This is a genomic window from Calidithermus chliarophilus DSM 9957, from assembly GCF_000430045.1.
Classification (GTDB): Bacteria; Deinococcota; Deinococci; order Deinococcales; family Thermaceae; genus Calidithermus; species Calidithermus chliarophilus.
Map to the genome: position 1 here is coordinate 583,628 of NZ_KE387027.1, position 17,293 is coordinate 600,920.

19 protein-coding genes are annotated in these 17,293 nt (G+C 69.7%); 12 read left to right on the forward strand and 7 right to left on the reverse strand.

Translation table 11 applies throughout. From position 1 onward, the window contains the following. The 6 genes from MEICH_RS26230 to minC form a co-directional block, all read left to right on the forward strand. On the forward strand, positions 1-392 hold a 392-nt coding region (locus MEICH_RS26230), incomplete at its 5' end, for a phospholipase D-like domain-containing protein (RefSeq protein WP_036219762.1). 260 nt (positions 393-652) lie between these two features. Further along, positions 653-1,258: a Maf family protein gene (locus tag MEICH_RS0119835; protein WP_027894040.1), complete on the forward strand. Its 606-nt coding sequence runs from the start codon at positions 653-655 to the stop codon at positions 1,256-1,258. Then, a complete protein-coding gene (mreC, locus tag MEICH_RS0119840) occupies positions 1,255-2,049 on the forward strand; it encodes a rod shape-determining protein MreC (protein ID WP_027894041.1) in 795 nt (264 codons plus the stop codon). Before MEICH_RS0119835 ends, mreC begins: the two co-directional genes overlap by 4 nt. Before the next feature lie 40 nt (positions 2,050-2,089). Continuing rightward, positions 2,090-2,569 (forward strand): rod shape-determining protein MreD, encoded by a 480-nt coding sequence (gene mreD / locus MEICH_RS0119845; RefSeq protein WP_027894042.1) that lies wholly within the window; start codon positions 2,090-2,092, stop codon positions 2,567-2,569. Continuing rightward, complete coding sequence (locus MEICH_RS0119850) at positions 2,562-4,397, forward strand: penicillin-binding transpeptidase domain-containing protein (RefSeq protein WP_027894043.1); 1,836 nt, start codon at positions 2,562-2,564, stop codon at positions 4,395-4,397. The genes mreD and MEICH_RS0119850 overlap by 8 nt, the downstream gene beginning before the upstream one ends. A 248-nt stretch (positions 4,398-4,645) precedes the next feature. Beyond that, positions 4,646-5,188, forward strand: a complete 543-nt coding sequence (gene minC / locus MEICH_RS0119855) for a septum site-determining protein MinC (protein WP_027894044.1) — start codon at positions 4,646-4,648, stop codon at positions 5,186-5,188. A 100-nt stretch (positions 5,189-5,288) separates the two neighbouring features. Here minC and MEICH_RS0119860 read toward each other — a convergent pair whose 3' ends face one another. After that, a complete protein-coding gene (locus MEICH_RS0119860; protein ID WP_027894045.1) occupies positions 5,289-5,756 on the reverse strand; it encodes a hypothetical protein in 468 nt (155 codons plus the stop codon). Positions 5,757-5,946: 190 nt separating this feature from the next. Between MEICH_RS0119860 and MEICH_RS28980 the strand changes: the two genes are divergently transcribed. The 3 genes from MEICH_RS28980 (at position 5,947) to surE (ending at position 8,307) form a co-directional block, all read left to right on the forward strand. Then, positions 5,947-6,096: a hypothetical protein gene (locus MEICH_RS28980; protein ID WP_157202929.1), complete on the forward strand. Its 150-nt coding sequence runs from the start codon at positions 5,947-5,949 to the stop codon at positions 6,094-6,096. A 124-nt stretch (positions 6,097-6,220) separates the two neighbouring features. Next, positions 6,221-7,303, forward strand: coding sequence for a fatty acid desaturase family protein (locus MEICH_RS0119870; protein WP_027894046.1), 1,083 nt, complete (start codon positions 6,221-6,223; stop codon positions 7,301-7,303). A gap of 257 nt (positions 7,304-7,560) precedes the next feature. Then, positions 7,561-8,307, forward strand: coding sequence for a 5'/3'-nucleotidase SurE (gene surE, locus MEICH_RS0119875; RefSeq protein ID WP_027894047.1), 747 nt, complete (start codon positions 7,561-7,563; stop codon positions 8,305-8,307). A gap of 79 nt (positions 8,308-8,386) precedes the next feature. On the opposite strand, the gene MEICH_RS0119880 is transcribed toward surE, so the two are convergent. After that, positions 8,387-9,751: a tetratricopeptide repeat protein gene (locus tag MEICH_RS0119880; RefSeq protein WP_245587718.1), complete on the reverse strand. Its 1,365-nt coding sequence runs from the start codon at positions 9,749-9,751 to the stop codon at positions 8,387-8,389. A gap of 310 nt (positions 9,752-10,061) precedes the next feature. Between MEICH_RS0119880 and MEICH_RS0119885 the strand changes: the two genes are divergently transcribed. Beyond that, complete coding sequence (locus tag MEICH_RS0119885; protein WP_027894049.1) at positions 10,062-10,754, forward strand: tetratricopeptide repeat protein; 693 nt, start codon at positions 10,062-10,064, stop codon at positions 10,752-10,754. 76 nt (positions 10,755-10,830) lie between these two features. Here MEICH_RS0119885 and MEICH_RS0119890 read toward each other — a convergent pair whose 3' ends face one another. The 3 genes from MEICH_RS0119890 to ispF are packed head-to-tail and all read right to left on the reverse strand — an operon-like array spanning position 10,831 to position 12,545. After that, positions 10,831-11,397 carry a DUF2239 family protein gene (locus tag MEICH_RS0119890; protein ID WP_027894050.1) on the reverse strand — a complete coding sequence of 189 codons (567 nt, stop codon included), beginning with the start codon at positions 11,395-11,397 and terminating at the stop codon, positions 10,831-10,833. Between the two features lie 60 nt (positions 11,398-11,457). Further along, positions 11,458-12,072, reverse strand: a complete 615-nt coding sequence (locus tag MEICH_RS0119895) for a trimeric intracellular cation channel family protein (RefSeq protein ID WP_027894051.1) — start codon at positions 12,070-12,072, stop codon at positions 11,458-11,460. A gap of 11 nt (positions 12,073-12,083) precedes the next feature. After that, positions 12,084-12,545, reverse strand: a complete 462-nt coding sequence (gene ispF / locus MEICH_RS0119900; protein WP_027894052.1) for a 2-C-methyl-D-erythritol 2,4-cyclodiphosphate synthase — start codon at positions 12,543-12,545, stop codon at positions 12,084-12,086. Positions 12,546-12,638: 93 nt separating this feature from the next. Between ispF and MEICH_RS0119905 the strand changes: the two genes are divergently transcribed. Together MEICH_RS0119905 and MEICH_RS0119910 are read left to right on the forward strand one after the other, a co-directional pair. Then, on the forward strand, positions 12,639-13,205 hold the full coding sequence (locus tag MEICH_RS0119905) for an HD domain-containing protein (protein WP_027894053.1): 567 nt from the start codon (positions 12,639-12,641) through the stop codon (positions 13,203-13,205). Positions 13,206-13,215: 10 nt separating this feature from the next. Then, the gene (locus MEICH_RS0119910) at positions 13,216-13,701 is read left to right on the forward strand and encodes a hypothetical protein (protein WP_027894054.1); all 486 of its coding nucleotides are present in this window, start codon (positions 13,216-13,218) and stop codon (positions 13,699-13,701) included. Between the two features lie 249 nt (positions 13,702-13,950). Here MEICH_RS0119910 and MEICH_RS29885 read toward each other — a convergent pair whose 3' ends face one another. After that, complete coding sequence (locus MEICH_RS29885) at positions 13,951-15,639, reverse strand: peptidoglycan DD-metalloendopeptidase family protein (protein WP_218916440.1); 1,689 nt, start codon at positions 15,637-15,639, stop codon at positions 13,951-13,953. Positions 15,640-15,702: 63 nt separating this feature from the next. After that, positions 15,703-17,293: ATP-binding protein (locus MEICH_RS30330; protein ID WP_036219763.1), on the reverse strand; the 1,591-nt coding region annotated here is incomplete at its 5' end.

The window sequence follows — 17,293 nt, forward strand, 5'->3', positions numbered from 1 at the left end:
CCGCGCTGCTGGAGGCCCTGCGCGGGGCGCGCGAGGACGTGCTGGTGGCGGCCTACGTGCTCACCGACCGGGGGGTGCTCGAGGAGCTGGGGGCCCTGCGGCGCCGGGGCGTGCGGGTGCGGGTGGTGATCGACGCGCGCAACCTGGTCAACTCCCTCGACGAGGAGCTCGCGCGCGCGGGCGTCGAGGTGCGCCGGGACGGCAACCCCTACACCCAGCACAACAAGGTCGTCGTCATCGACGGGGCCCGGGTCGTCACGGGCAGCTACAACTTCTCGGCCTCGGCCTACCGCTCCAACAACGAGAACCTGCTCATCCTCGACAGCCCCGAGCTCGCCGCGCGCTACCGGGAGGAGCTCGAGGCCATCTGGCGGGCGGGGGAGCCGTTGTGAGGGCTGATAGCTGGACGCCGAACGCCGATAGCCGATAGCCGGGCGCGGGTCGTACGTCCTGCGTCGTACGCAAGACGCCAAACGCCAAACGCTAAACGCCAAACGCCTTTTCTTCACCCCCCTTAGCAAGGGGGGCTGGGGGGGATACTCCCTCCCCGCCCGCGGGGAGGGTTGGGGTGGGGTTTACCACAAGCTGACGGCTGACGGCTTATCGCTTCCCGCTTACACCCTGCCCCTCATCGCTATACACTCTTACGGAGATGCTGCTGGACCCTGCCCGCTTGCCGACCCTGATCCTGGCTTCCCAGAGCCCGCGCCGGGCGCAGCTGCTCGAGCGGCTGGGGCTGCCTTTCCAGAGCCGTCCGGCCCACCTGGACGAGGAGGCCCTCGACTCGCTCCCGGCCGAAGAGCTCGCGCGCACCCTGGCGCTGCACAAGGCGCAGGCGGTGTGGCGGCCGGGGGAGTGGGTGGTGGCGGCCGACACGGTGGTGGCGCTGGAGGGGGAGTTGCTGGGCAAGCCGGGCAGCGTGGCGGAGAACCGGGCCTTCCTCGAGCGCCTCTCCGGCCAGACCCACACGGTTTTCACCGGGCTAACCCTTATCCTGCCCTCCGGCAAAGAGGAGGCTTTGGTGGACGCCGCACGCGTGCGCTTCCGGGCGCTCGAGGACTGGGAGATCGAGTGGTACGCCTCGAGCGGGGAGGGGCTGGACAAGGCGGGGGGCTACGGCGTGCAGGAGCGGGGCATGGTGCTGGTGGACGCGGTCGAGGGCGACTTCTACACGGTGATGGGGCTGCCGGTGCGGCGGCTGTGGCAGGTGCTGGCCCGGCGGGGCTACTTCCGCGGCGGGGAGGGTGACGCGGCTTGAACGAGGTCATCCTGCGCCGCTTGCTGTTCGTGGGGTTGCTGGGGCTGGCGCTTCTGCTCTCGAGCCTCACCCGCCAGTTCGCGCCCGCCCTGCCCGCCGAGTTCTCGGCCCGCAGCGCGCCGCTGTTCGGCCTGAGCTACCGCCTGGGCTCCAACCTGCACGCCGCCCTCGCCGCCCTCTACGACCGCCGCGACCTGCGCGCCGAGAACCGGGCCATGCGGCAGGAGCTCGCGACGCTGCGCATGGAGAACGCCCAGTTGCGCGAGGAGAACCGCCGGCTGAGCGCGGCGTTGCAGGTGCGCGACCAGAAGGCGCTGGGCGCCAAGGCCATCGCGCCGGTGATCGACGAGGACCCCTCGGGCCTGTACCGCCGCCTGGTCATCGGGCTGGGGGAGAAGGACGGCCTCAAGGTGGGCGACCCGGTGGTGGCGACGGGCTCGGCCGGGTTGGTGGGCTCCGTCGTGGCGGTCACCGAGCGCGAGGCGGTGGTGCGCACCCTCGTCGACCCTGAGTCGCGGGTGGCGATCCTGCTGCCGGGCAAGCGCGGGCGCGGCATCGCCTTCGGGCAGCCGCCCAGCCTGCTCAAGGTCGAGCTCTCGCCCGACGCCCAGGTCAAGGTGGGCGACCGGGTGGAGTCGGGGGCCTTCCGCGGGCTCTACCCGCGCCTGCCGGTGGGCGAGGTGGTCGAGGTGCTGCCGGTCAAGCCCGGGGCGCTGAAGCGGGTGGTGATGGTGCGGCCCATGGTGCAGTTCTCGCTGCTCGAGGAAGTGATGGTGCTGCGCTCCTTGTGAGCGCCGCCGGGGAAAAATCCACTATCGTTGTGCTTAGCCTATGCGTGCGGCCATCCTGATCCTCGTGACTTTCCTGCTCCAGGGCCTGATCTCGGGCCTGATGCCCGCCGAGGTGGCCCCGCCCGACCTGCCGTTCCTGGCGGCCTTGGCCCTGGCGGGCTCGTACCCGCTGTACGTGGGCCTCCCCCTGGCCTTTGTCATCGGCATCCTGCAGGACCTGCTGTCGGCCGGGTATCCTGGGCTGCACACGGTCGGGCTGCTGTGCGGGGTCTACGTTTACTACCGCCTCTCCCGCAGCTTCCACTCCGACGAGTTGCTGGGGCAGATCACCATCCTGGGGGGGAGCTTCCTCGCCAAGTGGTTGGGCTATGCTTTAGTCGGGTACTGGTTGCGCGGGGGGCCTTTCACCTTCGCCGCCCTCACCGGGGTCTTCGTCTCCGAGATCCTCCTCACCCTGGGTTTGGCGCCCTTCCTGCTGGGCTGGGCCCGACGCGTGCTGGGGGAGACAAGACGTGAATAACCGCATCTGGTTGCTGCTGCTGATCGTCTATGCCGTGCTGGGGGTCTACACCGTGCGGCTGTTCCAGCTCCAGGTCGTGCGCTACGAGAAGTACGCCACCCGCAGCCAGGGCAACTACCTGCGCACCGAGACGGTGCTGGCCCCCCGCGGCCGCATCTTCGACCGCAACGGCAAGATGATCGCAGGCAACCGCCTCACCGTGGACCTGGTCTACTCCGGGGGCGAGATCCTCTTCAAGGAGCGCATCCTGCGCCTGCTGGGGCTCAGCGAGCTGCCCGAGGTGGGCCGCGAGCCGGTGACGCTCAAGGCCAACGTGCCCGAGAGCCTGGTCCTCACGCTGGCCGAGCTCACGGCCGGGCAGGACAACCTGCAGCTCGTCGAGCGCCTCGAGCGCACCTACCCCCGCCCCATCTCGGGGCCGGTGCTGGGCTACGTGCTCTTCGCCAACAAGCAGGAGGTGGAGCAGCAGGGCTACGACCCGCGGGAGCTGGTGGGGCGCACCGGGCTCGAAGCGGCGCTGGAGAAGTACCTGAGGGGGCAAAAGGGCCAGCGGGTGGTGGAGAAGAACGTGCGCGGCGAGCGGGTCAGCGAGCAGGTCACCAAGGAGCCGGTGGCCGGCCAGGACGTCTACCTCACCCTCGACATCGAATTGCAGCAGGTGGCCGAGCGCGTGCTCAAGGAGAGCCTGGAGAACGTCAACAAGGGGCGGCGCAGGCTGGGGCTGCCGCCGGAGAGCGTGGTCAAGGGGGCCATCGTGGCCGTGGACCCCCGCACCGGCGAGGTGTTGGCCATGGCCAGTGCCCCCAGCTTCGACCCCGCGCTCTTCGCCCGCCACCCCCGCACCCCCGAGGACAACAAGAAGATCGCGGCCTACAACTCCGACAAGTCCCTCCCCACCCTCAACCGCGCCGTGACCGCCTACGCGCCCGGCTCGACCTTTAAGCTCGCCACCAGCAGCTACTTCATCGAGAAGACCAACGTCACCCCCGGCACGGTGTTCAACTGTAGCCCTTACATCAAGTACGGGGGCATCCGCAAGAACTGGTACGCCGGGAACATGGGCCCCATGACGGTGCGGGAGGCCATCGCCCAGAGCTGCAACACCTGGTACTACCAGGCCGCCCTCGCCGCCGACCCCTACAAGACCGTCGACGGCATCGCCGAGTGGGCCAACAAGCTGGGGGTGGGGCGGCCGACGGGCCTCGAGATCGCCGAGGACAAGGGCTTCCTGCCCACCAAGAAGTGGAAAGAGGAGACCTTCAACGAGCCCTGGTACCCCGGCCAGTCGCTCTCGGTCGCCATCGGCCAGGACGCGGTGGAGGCCAGCCCCGTGCAGATCGCGCGGATGCTCGTCACCATCGTCAACTCGGGCCGCCAGCCCGAGCTGCACCTGGTGCGCAAGGTGGGCGGTCAGGCCGTGCAGCCTCGCTTCACCAAGGTCGAGGGCAGGTACTGGTCGGTGCTGCAGGAGGGCATGCGCAAGACCGTCACCTGGGGCACGGCCCGCCCGATCCTGGGGAACCTCGAGGTGCCCACCGCCGGCAAGACCGGCACCGCCGAGAACGGCATGAGCTACCGCAAGGGCTACGGCTACACCCACGCCTGGTACATGGGCTACGGCCCCGCCGAGCCCGGCGACCCGCGCCCCCCCCTCGCCGTGGTCGCCTTCTTCGAGAACGGCGGCGAAGGCTTCGGGGTGGCCCTGCCCGCCGTCAAGCGCGTGATGGAGGCCTACTGGAAGATCGGCGAGTTCGCGCCCAAGCCGCCGGAGCCCGAAACGCCGCCAACCCCCGCGCCGGAGCCTGCCCCTTCGAACGCCGTGCGGTGAATATCGATGGCTGGTCAATAGCCGATGGCTCGTGGCCTGTGGCTCGTGGTTTACCCCTCCCCGTCCCTCCCCGCCGGCGGGGAGGGTTTATCCCCCCGGCCCCCCTTGCTAAGGGGGGCAAACAGACGGCGTTTGGCATTTAGCTATCGGCTATTGGCTATCGACCATCGACCATCGACCATCGACCTTCAGCGTCCGGCATCCCGAACTTTGCCTTTTCCCCCTGAATAGAGGTATAACCTTCCGAGATGCGTATCCGAGCGACCCTCAACGGCCTTTCGCTGCGCCTCGACGGCAACGAAACGCCCGATGTCCTGCGCAAGGCCCTGGCCGAGGTGCCCGAGTTGCCGCTCGAGGTCGAGGTCTCGGGCCAGATCGGGGTGGAGGTGCTGGAGGTGCTGTGCGAGGTGGGGCGCGAGCGGGGGCTTACCCTGCGGCCCCCGCGCGGGGAGCGCTTCATCCCCTACACCGAGGTGGTAGGCCAGACCCTGCGGGCCGGGCAGCGCGTCGAGTCGCCCGGGACGGTGGTGGTGCTGGGCGACGTCAACCCGGGGGCCGAGATCATCGCCGGGGGTGACGTGATCGTGGTGGGGAAGCTGCGCGGCTTAGCCCACGCCGGGGCCAGCGGCAACGAGGAGGCCAGCATCTGGGCCAGCGCCTTCGAGGCCAAGCAGATCCGCATTGCCCATCACGTCGCCCAGGCACCCGACGACCCCCACACCACCAAGAGCCCCGAGCGGGCGCGGGTGGCGGAGGGGCGGATCGTGCTCGAGCCGTGGGGGAAGCGCTAGGTACCGAACGCTGATAGCCGAACGCCGATGGTCTAACGCCGTAGGGACGGCCGTCCCTACGGCGTTTAGCTATCAGCTATCAGCTATCGACTACCGACGCTCATCGCTGCCCCAGCTTGATGGTCAGCACGTCGCCGCAGCTAATGCCGGGGCCCACGGCCTGCGGGCTGTTGGCGTGCAGGTTCACGTAGGTGGTGCCCTTGGGGTAGGCGGGGACCTGGGCGGCCGGGATGCGGGTGTAGGTGAGGGCGGTGCCGTCGGGGCCGGCCATGGCGTCCTTGAGGCCGAGGATCTTGTTGCCGTTCTGGGCCTTGCAGTTGGCGTCGCCCGCGTCGTTGAAGTGGATGTGGTTGGCGTACATCCCCGAGCCCGGCTTGAGCCCCTCGAGCCGCAGCCACACCTCGAGGTCGCCGTTGGGAAGGGTGATCAGCACCGCCGAGCCCTTGACCCCGCTGTCGCCCATCGCGGCCAGGTCGGTATAGCGCACGTCGGCCTTGGTGTCGTGGGCCGCCAGGGCCCCCACCGCCAGCACTGCTGCTACTGCCAAAAACGCCCATTTTTGCTTCATGGTTTCCTCCACGCGGCCGTACGTGGGGGGAGTAGGGTTTGGATTGGGGGGGCTCGAGTACACAACTCCTCCCCCTGTTGTGGTGTAGTGGCCCCGGCTACACCTGCGCCACGGGTGTAGCCGTGCGGGCTTTGTGAACGTGCCAGGGATTTATACCGCGTCTAGGCTAGAGGTAGAGGAGGATGCGCTCATGGAAAGCCTCGCCCCCCAATCCCCGGCGGATTCCGTCACCTGTGTGCCGCAGCATTTGTTGAGGGATGAGCCCGCCCTCCCGCCCCGTGAGAAGGGCCGCCTGTGGGAGGAAGTGCTCGAGCTTTACGACCTCCCCGACGGCGAATAGACCCTTGCGGAGGGCGGGCCCTGGGCCCGCCCTTTAGTTGGGCTTTAGGGTGCTCCCTTCCATGTTGCTCTAAGTATTGCCATGTATACTGCCTCAACTTCGATGCCATCGAGGAGAGGAATGCATGACCGAAGAACAACACCTGCGTGAGTACACCAAAGCGCTCAAAGCGCACCTTCCCCGCCACTTTTTCGAACCCGTCCCGGCCCGGTTGGCCTTCCTGCCAGCCTTCCTGGCGCTGTTTGGCCTGTGCACCTGGGGCATCCTGGCCACTCCCTATATCCTGCTCAAGCTGCTCTTATCCTTCGGGATCGGCTACGCCTTCATCGGGATGGGCTTCCTGGCGCACGAGATCCTGCACGGGGCGGTCACCAAGAACCCCGTCCTGCGCTCCATCACCGGCACCATCGCCTTCCTGCCGCTGATGGTAGGCGCGCGGCTGTGGCGCAAGTGGCACAACGTCGAGCACCACGGCTCCACCCAGCACCCCGAGGACGACCCCGACGCCATGGGCACCCTCGAGTCGGCCACCAAGCGCCCCATCGTGCAGTGGGCCTTCCGCCAGGTCCCGGCGCTGCGCAGCTTCTTCCTCTTCTTCGCCTGGACCTTCTGGTTCACCCTCCACGCCCACATGATGCTGCGGCGCTTTTTCCCCGACTTCAAGCCCAACGAGCGCCCGGCGGTGATCTTCCAGGCCATCCTGCCGCCTTTGGTGTGGCTGGGCGTGCTGCTGCTGGTGGGACCGCTCAACTTCCTGTTCGTCTTCGTGATCCCCTGGGTCATCGCCAACTTCATCGCGATGAGCTTCATCGCCACCAACCACCTGCTCAACCCCATCACCGAGACCAACGACCCCCTGCTCAACAGCCTCACCGTGCGCAACCCGCGCTGGCTCGAGTGGCTCACCCTGGGCTTCGGCTACCACATCGAGCACCACGTCTTCCCGGTGCTATCGCCCAAGTACGCCCACGTCGTCGCCGCCAAGATCAAGGAACTCTGGCCCGAGCGCTACAACGAGCTGCCGCACTGGAAGGCGCTGGTCTACCTCTGGAAGACCCCCCGCCTCTACCGCGACCACCGCAACCTCATCGAGCCCACCACGGGCAAGGTCTTCGGCACCATGGGCTTCGGCCTCAACGACGCCAAGGTGTTCCCCCGCAAGGCCGAGGCTCGCAGGCCGCGCCGCAAGACCCGGACGCAGAAGTGACGTCGGTGGCTGAACGCTGATAGCTCATAGCCGATAGCGGGTCGTACGTCGTACGCAAGACGCAAAACGCAAAACGCAAAACGCAAAACGACTATTCTTCACCCCCCTTAGCAAGGGGGGCTGGGGGGGATAAACCCTCCCCGCGCGCGGGGAGGGACGGGGAGGGGTGAACCACGAATCTCCGGCCCTTCGCTGACGGCTAACGGCTTATCGCTCCCCGCTTTCGGCTTGCCGCCTTTCGCGTTAGGCTATCAGGCATGCGGATTTTGGTAGCTAACGACGACGGCATTTTCTCTCCCGGCATCAAGGCCCTGGCGTTTGCACTGCGCGAGCTCGGTGAGGTCAACGTGGTCGCCCCGGACGTGGAGCAGTCCGGGGTGGGTCACAGCATCACCTTCCGGCGACCCCTGCGTTTCAAGCACACCGCCTCGGCGGGTTTTGGTGAGGTGCCGGCGTACCGGGTGGACGGCACCCCCGCCGACTGCGTGGTGCTGGGGAGCAACCTGCTGGGCCGTCCCGACCTGGTGGTCTCGGGCATCAACATCGGGGTCAACATGGGGCTCGACCTCACCCACTCGGGCACGGTGGCGGCGGCGCTCGAGGGCGCCTCGCTGGGCATCCCCTCCATCGCCTTCAGCCTCGACGCCTCCGGCGAGGAGCTGCGCTTCGAGGAGGCCGCGCGGCACGCGCTGAAGATCGCCCGCTGGGTGCTCAATAACGGCCTGCCGCCCCAGACGTTGCTCAACGTCAACTTCCCCAACCGCTCGCCCCGGGGCATCCGCGTGACCCGGCTCTCCACCCACCGCTACGAGGACTCGGTGGTCGAGCGCCACGACCCCGACGGGCGGCCCTACTACTGGGTGGCCGGCAAGCCCACCGCCGAACTCCAGGAGGGCACCGACTTCTGGGCCGTGCAGCACGGCTACGTTTCGGTCACGCCGGTCAGCCTGGACTACACCGCGCACGGCTTCCTCGAGCGCCTGGGCAACCTCACGGAGGGCTGAAGAACTCCGATGAACCGGGGCCGGAGCAGCACGCTCCGGCCCCTCGCGATTCGGATCGCCCCTACCCGCCGTCGGCCGGTCAAAGCAGCGTGCGCATGAAGGGCAGCTCGGCCACCAGCGTGAGGATCAGGCCCAGCACCACCCAGGCCACCATCCCCGCCAGGGTGCCGCCGGTACGCCGGCGCAGCCAGCCCAGGAAGACGGCCGTCACCACCAGCAGCAGGTTGGGGCCGGGGATGGCGAGGCCCGAGAGCAGGGGGAGCATGTAGCTCGAGAGCTCGCGGTAGCGGTCGCGCAGGGAGAAGTCGGCGGCCCCGCGCAGGACGGGCTCCATCAGGGCGATGCCCAGGAAGGTGATGTAGATGTTGGGAAACTCGCCCAGGCCCAGCGGTTCGCGCACCAGGCCGTAAAGCCCCATGACCACCAGCAGCACCACACCGGCCCACACGCCCTCGATCCAGTTCTGCCGAGCCCCAAGGTGCAGGTTGGCCAGCCCGATGCGCAGGTAGGCGATCAGCAGGGCCACGCCGCCGAGCAGCAGGTAGAACATGGGGCGCACCGTCTCGGCCTGGACGGGGGTGAAGGCGGCGAGCCAGTTGCCGTAGAGGAAGTAGCCGATGGCCGCCGTCAGCAGGCCCGCGATCAGGAGGGAGAGGATCAGCCAGCCGTGCACCGTGCCCGGCCCCAGCCGGAACTGGCTGTCGAGCTCGACGGTGCGCATGGGCTCGATGCGGCTTTCCCCGATGAGGATGAGGGCCAGGTAGGCCACGAAGACCACCAGCCAGGGCCAGAGGTGCCCCAGCGCCCGGCTGGGCAGGCTCACCTGCTGGCTGAGCAGGCTCAGGTACGACCTGCCCTGCTCGAAGTTCCCCCGGCCGTATTCCACGGCGGTGAGCACCTTGAGGGCGTCGGTGTACTCGTCGTCGAGGCGGCTGAAGCGGGGGAGGGTGCGCTCGAGGACCTCGGAAGCCTCCTCCAGCCGCCCCGCGCTCCACAGCAACTCCCCCTTGAGCAGGCTCTCGCGGGGGCTGTCGCCCAGCAGGAACACCCCCTCGGAGGGCTGCCCCAGGCGCTGGGCCATGCGCCCGGCCCCCAGCCGGCCCTCCGGCAGGCTGTCGGCGCGGCGGTAGGCGTCGTAGGCCTCCTCGTAGCGCCCCAGGATCTCCAGGGCTTTTCCGCGGTAGAGGTGAGCCTCGGGGTCGCGGTTGTTGGGCAGCGTGCCCAGGGCGTCGGCGGCGCGCCCGCGCAGCAGCAGCAGGCGGCCCTGCAGCAGCCGGACGGTGGCGCTCTCGGGGTCGGCGACGCCCTTGAGCTGCTCGAGGCTCTGCTCGGCGTCGGCGATGCGCTTGTCGTCGAGGTGGATGCGGGTCAGAAGCTCCAGGCTGGGCAGGTGCTGGGGGTTGGCGGTTAGGGCCAGCTCACAGGTGGCCTTGGCACTGCTCAAGTCCCCTCGGTTGTATAGGCTGCGGCACTGGAAAAAATAATCGTCCGCTCCCAGTTGGGCCAGGGCCAAATTGGCGAAAAACACCATCCAGAGCCCAATTCCGGCGAGCATACGGGGGGCCAAAACCATGCGGTAAGTCTACCATGTAACGTTAAGCGTTCCGGGCCGTGACGAACCACGCTCGAGGGTCATAACTCGGGATGGCGAGGGGAATCCTTGAACCGGGTCAAGTTATGTGGATAAACACATTTGCATAGAGTAAGTTAAAGTGCCATTACAGGCTGGCGAGCTTAAACGGAGGTAAGCACAGATGAAACGATGGATCGCGCTTGGCGTAGGCGTATGGGTGCTGGGGATGGCCCTGGCTCAGAACCCCGCTGCCGTGGAGAAGATGATCGAGGAGGGCAAGCTGCAGGCGGCCTACACCGAAGCCCTCATGCTGGGCAACTCGGGCTACGTGCTCGCGGCCAAGGCGGCGAGCTACTACGCGGGCTACCAGGCCGGCGACAAGGAGAAGGGCTCGTGGTACGACCGCGCCGAGGAGGCCGCCAAGAAGGCCATCCAGGCCGACCCCGACAACCCCGAGGCCTACTTCGAGCTGGCCCGCGCCCACGGGCGCCTGGCGCAATTCCGGGGCATCCTCGACAGCCTCAACCTGGCCTCGAGCGTGCGCGACAACCTCAACAAGGTCCTCAAGCTCAACCCTAAACACGCCGGGGCCAAGGTGGCCCTCGCGCTGTGGCACCTCGAGCTCACCCAGAAGGGCGTGGGCTGGCTCTACGGCGCCAACGGCGGGCAGGTGGTGCCGTTGTTCGAGGAGGCCGTCAAGCTCGAGCCCCAGACCATCATCCACCGCGTGGAGTACGCCACCGCGCTGGCCCGGCTGAACCGCAAGGCCGACGCCGTCAAGCAGCTCGAGTACGCCCTCTCCCTCCCGGCCAAGACCTACGCCGACCGGAAGGACCTCGAGCGCGCCAAGCGGCAGCTCGAAGAGCTCAAGTAGGCGAAACCTGCGCAGGGACGGCCGGACGGCCGTCCCTGTCGTCATCTCGGCCATGGCTATGGGCCATCGGCTGCTCCTACTCCGGGCTGAGCGCCTCGTGCACCCGCGTCAGCACGTAGGCCCGCACGTCCGGGGGCCAGCCCTGCACCAGCTCCTCGAGCCGCCACAGGTCGCGGGCGTACAGCGCGCGGGAGGCCTCCTCGTAGCCGGGCAGGTTGCCCGCCATGGTGAGCATGAAGCGGTCGGCGGCCTCGAGGGCGCGGCGCAGGCGCTGCTGGGGCGACTCCTGCTTGCGGGCCTCCTCGACCAGGCGGCGCAGGGCGGCCGAGACCCCGCCGGGCTGGGCCTCGAGCCACAGCCAGTGGCGCGGCAGCAGCGAGACCTCGCGCGAGGTCACGCCGAGCCGGGGCCGCCCGGGGCCGTTGCGGCTGGGGGCAGGGGCGGCGCGCTCGAGCACCTCCTCGAGGGTGCCGCGGAAGTCGAAGTCGACCTGCATCCCGGTGGGGTCGTGGAAGATCAGCAGGGGCTCGGCGTCCGGGTGCTGCTCGAGGTGGGTCTTGGCGGCTTCCAGCACCTCGGGGAGAACCCCCGAGGCGATCTGGCGGGCCCCGGCAAAAGCGGTGTAGGTGTCGTGCTCGTCCATACCTCAATATTACCCGGGTAATATGCAGTTGTCAATATTGCCCGGGTAATATTCGGGCGCTCAGTCGCCCACCCTTGGCGTGGGCAGCCGCAGCCCCAGCCAGCGGCTCGACAGGCGCAGGGCGATGGTGGTCAAAGAGCCCAGCACCAGCGCCAGGGCGGCGAGGTCGGGCAGGAAGTGGTAGATGGCGTAGACCACGGCGGCCCCGCCCGCGGCGGCGGTGGCGTAGAGGTCGCGGTTGCGGTAGAAGATGCCGGGGATCTGGCCGGTGAGCAGGTCGCGCAGCACGCCCCCGCCCACTCCCGAGACCGTCCCGGCGAACACGCAGCCCCAGAAGCCCAGGCCGAAGGTGAAGCCGCGCTCGGCGCCGAGGGCGGCGAAGATGCCCAGGCCCAGCGTGTCGAGGTAGTAGATGGGGCGCTCGAGCCGCTCCACCCGCCCGTAGAAGCGCCACACCAGCAGCGAGACCGCGAACACCACCCACAGCACCGCCTCGTTGCGGAAAGCCTGCGGCGGCAGCGAGCCCACCACGACGTCGCGGATCGAGCCCCCGCCCACCGCCGTCACGCCCGCCAGCACCAGCACGCCCACCAGATCGAAGCGCTTCTGCACGCCCATCAAGGCGCCCGAGGCCGCGAAGGCCAGCGTGCCCAGCCAGCCCAGCCACTCGAGCACCTGCCAGGGGTTCACGGCGCCTCGAGCAACGCCACGCAGCGGGCCTGGACGTGGTCGGGGGCCAGCCCTTCGGAGGTCTTGAAGGTGAGGCCCACCCGGTCGGGGGGGAGGGACAGCAGCCCGGCCAGGCGGGCCTGGATGGCGGCGCGGTGGGGGCCGAGCTTGGGCTTGTCGAGCGTGACGACGCCGCTGACCTGGCCCACCCGGTAGCCCATCCCCGCGACCCGCTCGAGCACCGCCTCCAGGATCACCCGGCTCTCCAGGCCCTTCCACCGGGGGTCGGTGTCGGGGAACAGCGCCCCGATGTCGCCTAAGGCGCAGGCCGATAGCAGCGCGTCGCAGAGGGCGTGGAGGATCACGTCGCCGTCGGAGTGGGCCACCGCCCCGCGCTCAGAGGGGATCTCTACCCCGCCCAGCCACAGGGTGCGGCCGGGCTCGAGGCGGTGGGCGTCTTCGCCAAAGCCGATTCGCATGGCCCTCATTTTCCAGGGTCAGGGCCGCGCGGTCCAGCCGAGCGCGGCGGTTTGGCCCTTGACGCTGGCCCCTCGAGCCTCGAGACTCTTTCCATGGCGATCTACATGGTCTACGACGACGCCCTGAGGCTGATGCAGCAGTGGACGCCCTCCGAGAGCCTGCGCCGCCACATGATGGCGGTGGAGGCGGCCATGCGCGCCTACGCGCGGCACTTCGGCGAGGACGAGGAGAAGTGGGCCATCACCGGCATCCTCCACGACTTCGACTACGAGAAGGAGCCCGAGACCCACCCCTACAAGGGCGTCGAGCTGTTGCGCAAGATGGGCTACTCGCCGGAAGTCTGCGAGGCCATCCTGGGCCACGCCGACGTGCCCGAGCACCCCCGCACCACCCTCATGGCCAGGGCGCTCTTCGCCGTAGACGAGCTCACCGGCCTCATCACCGCCGCCGTCTACGTGCGCCCGGACAAGAACATCGCCGGCCTCGAGCTCGGCAGCCTCAAGAAGAAGTTCAAGGACAAGGCCTTCGCCGCGCGCGTCGACCGCGAGGGCATCGTGCGCGGGGCCGAAGAGCTGGGCGTGGACCTCGACGCCCACATGCAGTTCGTCCTCGACGCCATGAAGGCCGACGCCGAGCGGCTGGGCCTGGCCGGCAACTGAAGCCCTGGCGATGCCGACCGAGCGCGAAGACCAAGGCCCCACCGAGATCGCCCGGCTGCTGGAGGGCATCCCCGCCCTGCTCGAGCAGGGCCGCGGCGAGGAGGCCGAAGAGGCCCTCGAGGCCGCCTACCGCCACTACGCCACCCTCAGCCGCAGCCTGGTGGCCGCCGCCGACGCCGACAGCCTCGCCAACCTGCTCGAGCTCGTCCAGCCCCCGCCGCGTCAGGTCGCCCTCCTCGCCGACCTGCTCGAGGCCGAGAGCTTCCTGCGCCTGCGGCAGGGCGACGAGGAGCGGGCCTTGCACTGCGCCCACAAGGCCCTGCGCCTCTACCTCGAGGCCGCCCTGCACGACCCCGAGCTGCACGAGCCAGTCGCACAGCCCGTGGCCTACCTCACAGAATTCCTCCAAGACGAAGCCCTCAGCGACCTAGGCGTGCGGCCCTCCAAGGCCACCGCCCGCCGCCTGCGCGAGTACCAGGAGCGATTCGGGGAATAACCATACGAATCGGCAAAGCCGTCAGCCATCAGCCGTCAGCTTTCAGCCCTCAGCGAAAGGCTCGTGGCTAGTAGCGTGTAGTTTGTGGTTCACCCCGCCCCGTCCCTCCCCGCGTGCGGGGAGGGTTTATCCCCCCAGCCCCCCTTGCTAAGGGGGGTGAAGAAAAGGCGTTTAGCGTTTAGCGTTTGGCGTTTCGCGTCTTGCGTTTCGCGTTCGGCTATCGGCTATGGGCTATCGACTATCGCCCCCTCACCGCGGCAACTCGAGCACGTACAGGCTATAGTCCCCGCTGCTCAGGAACACCACCCGCCGCCCGTCGGGCGAGACGCGCCACTGGTCGTGGCTGATCTTGCGGCCCAGGTCGGCCAGGGGGCGGGCTTGCTGGCGGCGTGCGTCGTACTCCATCAGGCGGTGGGTGGGCGCGCCGGGCTTGAACTCGACGTAGACCAGGCGGTCGGCGTCGCGCCAGCGGTAGGAGCCGAAGAAGGGGAGCCTGCGGGCGCTGCCGCCCTCGCGCGGGAGCAGGAACAGCCCGTCGGGGCGGTCGGGCTCGAAGGCGGTGGAGTAGATCACCCAGTTGCCACCGGGGCTGGCGCTGAGGTTGCGGGGGGAGCGGGCCCTGCCCAGCACCTTCCCGGTCCCGGTGCGGACGTTGTAGGTGCGGATCGAGCGCTCGGCCTCGCGGGGGCTGCTCTTGCCGCTGAGCAGCAGGGTCTCGCCGTCGAGCCAGCCCGAGATGCCCCCGCCGTAGAGGGTGGCGACGGAGCGGGGGCTGCCGCCGAGGGTCGTCACGAAGACCTGGGTGGCGCGGGTGTCGAAGTTGCCCTGGCTGCTGGTGACGCCCCAGGCCACCCGGCGGTTGCCGGGGGCCCAGGCCACCGCGGCGCCCCGGTTGGGCAGGCTGTAGCGCTGGCCGCTGCTCACGGCCTCGAGCCCTGAGCTCGGGCTCCCGGGGAACAGCGCGTAGGCCCAGTCGGGGCTGTAGTAGGCCAGGGGCAGCTCGAGGCGGGGCGGCCCGGGCCTGGCGACGTCCACGGCGTAGTAGCCCAGCCGGGCCTGGGGGGTGGGCTTGTCGAGGAACAGCACCCGGCGGCTGTCGGCGCTCCACTGCGGCTCCACGCAGCAGCCCCCGGGGGTGATGCGGCGCAGGCCCGAGGGCAGGGGAGCGGCGGAGGCGGGCTCGAGGGCGGGCCGGGGGAAGCCCTGCAGGGTGCGGGTAGGCAGCCAGGGGGTGCTGCCCGGGGCCGGGGGCCAGGTGCGGGCGAAGTCGTTGAGCAGGCCGCCGCCCCGGCGGGCCTGGGGCTGCTGCAGGGGCAACTGCCAGCGGCGGGGGTTGTCGAGGTCGCGCTGGAAGCTGCGGTTGAAGCCGCCGGTGAGCATCAGGCTGTCCCAGTCGGCGGCGATGTAGAGCATGGGGTTGAAGAAGCGCTGGTGGGAGCGGTCGCGGATCTCGAGGTGCAGGTGCGGCGCGGCGGTGCAGCTAAACTGCGAGTCGCCCGAGACCCCGATCACCTGCCCGCGCCTGACCCGCGTGCCCACCTTCAGCGGCGAGCGCTTCTGCAGGTGGCCGTAGAAGCTCGCCAGCCCGTTGCCGTGGTCGATGACCACGTTGTGCGGCGGGGAGCCGTGGGGCCCGTCCACCTCGCTCACCACCCCGTCCCCGATGGCGACGACGGGGGTCCCGCAGGGGGCGGAGAGGTCGAGCCCGAAGTGGATGCCCTGCCCGGCCCCGTAGCCGTCGCGGCGCTGGCGGTAGGCGCCGGTGGTGTTGCCGTAGAGCTGGCCCAGCAGCCAGGTGTCGGGCCCGGGCGGGGCGGCGAAGGGCAGCCCGAACTGGCGGGCCGGGGGCGCGATCTGGCTGTCGGGCAGGGGAGGGGCGTAATGCGCGAGCGCGAAGGGGAAAAGGCCCAATCCGAGGAGAATCCAGCGCCGGACCATGCCCCATGATGGGCCGCTCCCTGGTGGGGCTTATAGGACGTGCCCCACCATCGGGAACGGGCGCTACGGGAGCTGCACCTCGAGCGCGACCTCGCAGGCTTGCTCGAGGCTCAGGCCCTGGGCCTCCTGGTAGAGCGCCTGGGCCTCCGGCCCCAGCCGCGCCCGCGCCTGCTCGATGTTCTCCGCGAGGGCCTGCTGGCTTCCGGGGGGCAGGGGCACGGTGCGCTCGTCGCTCCAGTGCTGCACCGCCACCGCGACCTGCAGCGCCGGGGCGGGGTGTCCCAGGGCCAGCAGGGTGTCGGCGCAGTCGGCCAGCACCTTCGCCAGCGGCACCACCTGCCCCATGCGGCGGAAGATCAGGAGGCTCTCCAGGCGCAGGGGCCAGGCCTCGCGGGCCTGCCCGAGGTTGACGAGCCGGTTGGCGACGTTGGTGAGGCCGGTGGCGATGCCCTGCTGGTCCTTGAGCCGCCGCTTGATCTCCAGGCTCTCGTAGAGCCAGCGCAGGGCCTCCTCGTCGTCGTCGGCCACGACCGCCAGGTTGCCCAGGGCGTAGGCCACGCCCTGCTCGTCGCCGATGGCGCGCTTGAGCTCGAGGCTCTGCAGGAAGTAGGCGCGGGCGGGCTCGTTGTGGCGCTGCAGGCCGTAGACGATGCCGATGTCGTTGAGGGCGGTGGCCTCGCCCCAGCGGTCGGGGATCTGCCGGGCCAGCCGCAGGGCCTCCTCGAAGGCCGGCAGGGCCTCCTCGAAGCGCCCTGCTTCGCGCAGCAGCAGGCCTTTGAGGTGGGAGGCGTCGGCCAGGGTCTGCGCGTCGCCCCAGGCGCGGCTGGCCTCGAGGCTCGCTTCGGCGAGCTCCATGCTCTGCTCCCAGTGGCCCAGGTCCTTCAGTAGCGCCGCCAGCGAGGCCTGGCCCCTGGCCCGCAGCCGCTGGGGGATCTCCGCGGGCATCTCGAGGAAGGTCCGGTGCCAGCGGGCCGACTCGAGGTAGAAGCCGCGCACGTAGTAGAACCAGCGCAGGCCCGCCGCCATCTCCAGGCCCGCCCCGGCCCGGCCCAGCCGCTCGAGGGTGCCCAGCGCGGCGCGGAGGTTGTCGAGCTCGAGCTCGACCCGGTGGATCCAGCTCACCTGCTCGGGGCCGCGCAGCTCGGGCTCGGCCCGCCGGGCGAAGGCCCGGAAGTGCTCGGCGTGGGCAAGGAGGGCGTCCTCCCGCGCGCCGGGGGAGAGCTTGTCGTGGGCGAATTGCCGCAGCAACTCGTGCATCAGGTAGCGCCCGCCGTGGTGGGGGTCGCGCTGCACGAGCGACAGGTTGACCAGCCCCAGCAGGCCCGAGACCGACGCCCCGGCCACCTGAGCCGCCCCCTCGCGGTCGAAGCCGCCTCGGAACACCGCCAGCCGGGCGAGCACCCGCTGCTCCTCGGGGTGCAGCAACTGCCACGACGACTCGAACACCGCCCGCAGCGAGCGGTGGCGTTCGGGGCGGGCCTCGTCGCCCTCGGGCGAGCGCAGGAAGCCGAGGTTCTTCTCGATCTCCTCGGCGATCTCGCCCAGGCTGAGCACCTTGGCCCAGGCCGCGGCCAGCTCCAGCCCCAGCGGCAGGCCCTCCACCGCGCGGCAGACCCCGCGGGCGGCCTCGAGCTCGGCGGGCCCGAGCCGCAGG

Excerpts from the sequence above, each read along its gene's own strand:
- surE (WP_027894047.1), top strand. The coding sequence starts at position 7,561 with ATGCGGATTTTGGTAGCTAACGACGACGGCATTTTCTCTCCCGGCATC.
- ispF (WP_027894052.1), bottom strand. The coding sequence starts at position 12,545 with ATGCGAATCGGCTTTGGCGAAGACGCCCACCGCCTCGAGCCCGGCCGC.
- MEICH_RS29885 (WP_218916440.1), bottom strand. The coding sequence starts at position 15,639 with ATGGTCCGGCGCTGGATTCTCCTCGGATTGGGCCTTTTCCCCTTCGCG.
- MEICH_RS0119905 (WP_027894053.1), top strand. The coding sequence starts at position 12,639 with ATGGCGATCTACATGGTCTACGACGACGCCCTGAGGCTGATGCAGCAG.
- MEICH_RS0119860 (WP_027894045.1), bottom strand. The coding sequence starts at position 5,756 with ATGAAGCAAAAATGGGCGTTTTTGGCAGTAGCAGCAGTGCTGGCGGTG.
- minC (WP_027894044.1), top strand. The coding sequence starts at position 4,646 with ATGCGTATCCGAGCGACCCTCAACGGCCTTTCGCTGCGCCTCGACGGC.
- MEICH_RS0119885 (WP_027894049.1), top strand. The coding sequence starts at position 10,062 with ATGAAACGATGGATCGCGCTTGGCGTAGGCGTATGGGTGCTGGGGATG.
- MEICH_RS28980 (WP_157202929.1), top strand. The coding sequence starts at position 5,947 with ATGGAAAGCCTCGCCCCCCAATCCCCGGCGGATTCCGTCACCTGTGTG.
- MEICH_RS0119910 (WP_027894054.1), top strand. The coding sequence starts at position 13,216 with ATGCCGACCGAGCGCGAAGACCAAGGCCCCACCGAGATCGCCCGGCTG.
- MEICH_RS0119870 (WP_027894046.1), top strand. The coding sequence starts at position 6,221 with ATGACCGAAGAACAACACCTGCGTGAGTACACCAAAGCGCTCAAAGCG.
- mreD (WP_027894042.1), top strand. The coding sequence starts at position 2,090 with ATGCGTGCGGCCATCCTGATCCTCGTGACTTTCCTGCTCCAGGGCCTG.
- MEICH_RS0119890 (WP_027894050.1), bottom strand. The coding sequence starts at position 11,397 with ATGGACGAGCACGACACCTACACCGCTTTTGCCGGGGCCCGCCAGATC.
- MEICH_RS0119835 (WP_027894040.1), top strand. The coding sequence starts at position 653 with ATGCTGCTGGACCCTGCCCGCTTGCCGACCCTGATCCTGGCTTCCCAG.